General features: G+C 51.7%; 2 tRNA genes and 2 rRNA genes. All 4 read left to right on the top strand.

Annotated features, from left to right (window positions below):
• A 16S ribosomal RNA gene (locus ACZRJ6_RS26130) occupies nt 1-1451 on the top strand; the annotation flags it as partial.
• 83 nt (nt 1452-1534) lie between these two features.
• Nucleotides 1535-1611: transfer RNA gene (locus ACZRJ6_RS26125), tRNA-Ile, on the top strand.
• Nucleotides 1612-1641: 30 nt separating this feature from the next.
• Nucleotides 1642-1717, top strand: a tRNA-Ala gene (locus ACZRJ6_RS26120).
• Nucleotides 1718-1952: 235 nt separating this feature from the next.
• Nucleotides 1953-4844, top strand: a 23S ribosomal RNA gene (locus tag ACZRJ6_RS26115).
• Nucleotides 4845-4863 lie beyond the last annotated feature (19 nt).

Raw genomic sequence — 4863 nt, 5'->3', positions numbered from 1 at the left:
CTCTTGAGAGCGGCGGACGGGTGAGTAATGCCTAGGAATCTGCCTGGTAGTGGGGGATAACGTTCGGAAACGGACGCTAATACCGCATACGTCCTACGGGAGAAAGCAGGGGACCTTCGGGCCTTGCGCTATCAGATGAGCCTAGGTCGGATTAGCTAGTTGGTGGGGTAATGGCTCACCAAGGCGACGATCCGTAACTGGTCTGAGAGGATGATCAGTCACACTGGAACTGAGACACGGTCCAGACTCCTACGGGAGGCAGCAGTGGGGAATATTGGACAATGGGCGAAAGCCTGATCCAGCCATGCCGCGTGTGTGAAGAAGGTCTTCGGATTGTAAAGCACTTTAAGTTGGGAGGAAGGGCAGTTACCTAATACGTGATTGTCTTGACGTTACCGACAGAATAAGCACCGGCTAACTCTGTGCCAGCAGCCGCGGTAATACAGAGGGTGCAAGCGTTAATCGGAATTACTGGGCGTAAAGCGCGCGTAGGTGGTTTGTTAAGTTGGATGTGAAATCCCCGGGCTCAACCTGGGAACTGCATTCAAAACTGACAGGCTAGAGTATGGTAGAGGGTGGTGGAATTTCCTGTGTAGCGGTGAAATGCGTAGATATAGGAAGGAACACCAGTGGCGAAGGCGACCACCTGGACTAATACTGACACTGAGGTGCGAAAGCGTGGGGAGCAAACAGGATTAGATACCCTGGTAGTCCACGCCGTAAACGATGTCAACTAGCCGTTGGGAGCCTTGAGCTCTTAGTGGCGCAGCTAACGCATTAAGTTGACCGCCTGGGGAGTACGGCCGCAAGGTTAAAACTCAAATGAATTGACGGGGGCCCGCACAAGCGGTGGAGCATGTGGTTTAATTCGAAGCAACGCGAAGAACCTTACCAGGCCTTGACATCCAATGAACTTTCTAGAGATAGATTGGTGCCTTCGGGAACATTGAGACAGGTGCTGCATGGCTGTCGTCAGCTCGTGTCGTGAGATGTTGGGTTAAGTCCCGTAACGAGCGCAACCCTTGTCCTTAGTTACCAGCACGTAATGGTGGGCACTCTAAGGAGACTGCCGGTGACAAACCGGAGGAAGGTGGGGATGACGTCAAGTCATCATGGCCCTTACGGCCTGGGCTACACACGTGCTACAATGGTCGGTACAGAGGGTTGCCAAGCCGCGAGGTGGAGCTAATCCCAGAAAACCGATCGTAGTCCGGATCGCAGTCTGCAACTCGACTGCGTGAAGTCGGAATCGCTAGTAATCGCGAATCAGAATGTCGCGGTGAATACGTTCCCGGGCCTTGTACACACCGCCCGTCACACCATGGGAGTGGGTTGCACCAGAAGTAGCTAGTCTAACCTTCGGGAGGACGGTTACCACGGTGTGATTCATGACTGGGGTGAAGTCGTAACAAGGTAGCCGTAGGGGAACCTGCGGCTGGATCACCTCCTTAATCGACGACATCAGCTGCTCCATAAGTTCCCACACGAATTGCTTGATTCATTGAAGAAGACGATTTAGAAGCAGCCCGAAATTGGGTCTGTAGCTCAGTTGGTTAGAGCGCACCCCTGATAAGGGTGAGGTCGGCAGTTCGAATCTGCCCAGACCCACCAATTTTGTGTGGGAAACGCCTGTAGAAATACGGGGCCATAGCTCAGCTGGGAGAGCGCCTGCCTTGCACGCAGGAGGTCAACGGTTCGATCCCGTTTGGCTCCACCACTACTGCTTCTGTCATGTAAAGCTTAGAAATGAGCATTCCATTGTGATGATGGTGAATGTTGATTTCTAGTCTTTGATTAGATCGTTCTTTAAAAATTTGGGTATGTAATAGAAAGTTAGACTGGGCAACACTTTCACTGGTGTTGTTACAGGCTAAGGTAAAATTTGTGAGTTAAATTGCGAATTTTCGGCGAATGTCGTCTTCACAGTATAACCAGATTGCTTGGGGTTATATGGTCAAGTGAAGAAGCGCATACGGTGGATGCCTTGGCAGTCAGAGGCGATGAAAGACGTGGTAGCCTGCGAAAAGCTTCGGGGAGTCGGCAAACAGACTTTGATCCGGAGATGTCTGAATGGGGGAACCCAGCCATCATAAGATGGTTACCTTACACTGAATACATAGGTGTATGGAGCGAACCAGGGGAACTGAAACATCTAAGTACCCTGAGGAAAAGAAATCAACCGAGATTCCCTTAGTAGTGGCGAGCGAACGGGGACTAGCCCTTAAGTGGCTTTGAGATTAGCGGAACGCTCTGGAAAGTGCGGCCATAGTGGGTGATAGCCCTGTACGCGAAAATCTCTTAGTCATGAAATCGAGTAGGACGGAGCACGAGAAACTTTGTCTGAATATGGGGGGACCATCCTCCAAGGCTAAATACTACTGACTGACCGATAGTGAACTAGTACCGTGAGGGAAAGGCGAAAAGAACCCCGGAGAGGGGAGTGAAATAGATCCTGAAACCGTATGCGTACAAGCAGTGGGAGCCCACTTTGTTGGGTGACTGCGTACCTTTTGTATAATGGGTCAGCGACTTATTTTCAGTGGCGAGCTTAACCGAATAGGGGAGGCGTAGCGAAAGCGAGTCTTAATAGGGCGTCTAGTCGCTGGGAATAGACCCGAAACCGGGCGATCTATCCATGGGCAGGTTGAAGGTTGGGTAACACTAACTGGAGGACCGAACCGACTACCGTTGAAAAGTTAGCGGATGACCTGTGGATCGGAGTGAAAGGCTAATCAAGCTCGGAGATAGCTGGTTCTCCTCGAAAGCTATTTAGGTAGCGCCTCATGTATCACTGTAGGGGGTAGAGCACTGTTTCGGCTAGGGGATCATCCCGATTTACCAAACCGATGCAAACTCCGAATACCTACAAGTGCCGAGCATGGGAGACACACGGCGGGTGCTAACGTCCGTCGTGAAAAGGGAAACAACCCAGACCGTCAGCTAAGGTCCCAAAGTTATGGTTAAGTGGGAAACGATGTGGGAAGGCTTAGACAGCTAGGAGGTTGGCTTAGAAGCAGCCACCCTTTAAAGAAAGCGTAATAGCTCACTAGTCGAGTCGGCCTGCGCGGAAGATGTAACGGGGCTCAAACCATACACCGAAGCTACGGGTATCACTTAGGTGATGCGGTAGAGGAGCGTTCTGTAAGCCTGTGAAGGTGAGTTGAGAAGCTTGCTGGAGGTATCAGAAGTGCGAATGCTGACATGAGTAACGATAATGGGTGTGAAAAACACCCACGCCGAAAGACCAAGGTTTCCTGCGCAACGTTAATCGACGCAGGGTTAGTCGGTCCCTAAGGCGAGGCTGAAAAGCGTAGTCGATGGAAAACAGGTTAATATTCCTGTACTTCTGGTTATTGCGATGGAGGGACGGAGAAGGCTAGGCCAGCTTGGCGTTGGTAGTCCAAGTTTAAGGTGGTAGGCTGGAATCTTAGGTAAATCCGGGATTCTAAGGCCGAGAGCTGATGACGAGTTGTCTTTTAGACGACGAAGTGGTTGATGCCATGCTTCCAAGAAAAGCTTCTAAGCTTCAGGTAACCAGGAACCGTACCCCAAACCGACACAGGTGGTTGGGTAGAGAATACCAAGGCGCTTGAGAGAACTCGGGTGAAGGAACTAGGCAAAATGGCACCGTAACTTCGGGAGAAGGTGCGCCGGTGAGGGTGAAGGACTTGCTCCGTAAGCTCATGCCGGTCGAAGATACCAGGCCGCTGCGACTGTTTATTAAAAACACAGCACTCTGCAAACACGAAAGTGGACGTATAGGGTGTGACGCCTGCCCGGTGCCGGAAGGTTAATTGATGGGGTTAGCTAACGCGAAGCTCTTGATCGAAGCCCCGGTAAACGGCGGCCGTAACTATAACGGTCCTAAGGTAGCGAAATTCCTTGTCGGGTAAGTTCCGACCTGCACGAATGGCGTAACGATGGCGGCGCTGTCTCCACCCGAGACTCAGTGAAATTGAAATCGCTGTGAAGATGCAGTGTATCCGCGGCTAGACGGAAAGACCCCGTGAACCTTTACTATAGCTTTGCACTGGACTTTGAATTTGCTTGTGTAGGATAGGTGGGAGGCTTTGAAGCGTGGACGCCAGTTCGCGTGGAGCCAACCTTGAAATACCACCCTGGCAACTTTGAGGTTCTAACTCAGGTCCGTTATCCGGATCGAGGACAGTGTATGGTGGGTAGTTTGACTGGGGCGGTCTCCTCCTAAAGAGTAACGGAGGAGTACGAAGGTGCGCTCAGACCGGTCGGAAATCGGTCGTAGAGTATAAAGGCAAAAGCGCGCTTGACTGCGAGACAGACACGTCGAGCAGGTACGAAAGTAGGTCTTAGTGATCCGGTGGTTCTGTATGGAAGGGCCATCGCTCAACGGATAAAAGGTACTCCGGGGATAACAGGCTGATACCGCCCAAGAGTTCATATCGACGGCGGTGTTTGGCACCTCGATGTCGGCTCATCACATCCTGGGGCTGAAGCCGGTCCCAAGGGTATGGCTGTTCGCCATTTAAAGTGGTACGCGAGCTGGGTTTAGAACGTCGTGAGACAGTTCGGTCCCTATCTGCCGTGGACGTTTGAGATTTGAGAGGGGCTGCTCCTAGTACGAGAGGACCGGAGTGGACGAACCTCTGGTGTTCCGGTTGTCACGCCAGTGGCATTGCCGGGTAGCTATGTTCGGAATAGATAACCGCTGAAAGCATCTAAGCGGGAAACTAGCCTCAAGATGAGATCTCACTGGAACCTTGAGTTCCCTGAAGGGCCGTCGAAGACTACGACGTTGATAGGTTGGGTGTGTAAGCGCTGTGAGGCGTTGAGCTAACCAATACTAATTGCCCGTGAGGCTTGACCATATAACACCCAAGCAATTTG

This window comes from Pseudomonas sp. C321 (genome assembly GCF_055407105.1).
Note: the sequence above shows the minus strand (reverse complement) of the source record. Positions and strands in the feature narration are given on the sequence as shown.